Origin of the sequence: Ectobacillus ponti, from assembly GCF_024294785.1 — a bacterium.
GTDB classification, from domain to species: Bacteria; Bacillota; Bacilli; order Bacillales; family Bacillaceae_G; genus Ectobacillus; species Ectobacillus ponti.
In genome coordinates this window covers 1-538 of record NZ_JANCLT010000106.1, presented here as the reverse complement: position 1 = coordinate 538, position 538 = coordinate 1, and the positions used below count along the sequence as shown (strand labels likewise).

General features: G+C 72.1%; 2 protein-coding genes. One reads left to right on the top strand and one right to left on the bottom strand.

Features of this window, described 5'->3' with window-relative positions:
- On the bottom strand, positions 1-324 hold a 324-nt coding region (locus NK662_RS24785), incomplete at its 3' end, for an alpha-amylase inhibitor/seed storage/lipid transfer family protein (protein WP_254761379.1).
- On the opposite strand from NK662_RS24785, the gene NK662_RS24780 reads away from it, so the two are divergent.
- A partial coding sequence (locus NK662_RS24780; RefSeq protein WP_254761378.1) for an SLC5/6 family protein occupies positions 257-538 on the top strand: 282 nt, incomplete at its 3' end. The two genes, NK662_RS24785 and NK662_RS24780, sit on opposite strands and share 68 nt — an antisense overlap.

Genomic DNA, 538 nt, shown 5'->3' with positions numbered 1-538 from the left:
AGTCGTCGGCGTCTGTCCCGCAGGAGGAGCAGCAGCGCCACTCTTGCAGTTGCTGACCGGCGGCGTCTGGACCTTGCAGGCGTCGGGGAGGCCGAGCGCGCGGGTGCGGTTGATGCTGAGGCCGAGCGCCGCCGTGTCGGCGTTGAGCGCGACGCACAGGCACTCCGGCTGCGACTTCACCACCTCGCCCAGCTTGCCGCAGCACGACGCCGACGGCGCCGTCTCGTTCCCGGTCAGGTAGTTGAGGCACGGCGACATGCTCAGCAGCGTCTGCGTGCACCCGCTTGTCGACGACGGCGGCTGCGCCGCCGCGCCACCGGCCATCAGCGCCACCACCACCACCGCCGCCTTCAACCTCGCCGAGTCCGGCTACGCCGACCGCCCCGACCTCGACGACGACGGCCGCGAGAAGCGCACAGGGACGCTGGTGACGGCGAGCGCGCACATCATAACGGCGGTGATCGGCTCCGGCGTGCTGTCGCTGGCGTGGGCGATAGCGCAGCTGGGGTGGGTGATCGGGCCGGCCGTGCTGGTGGCG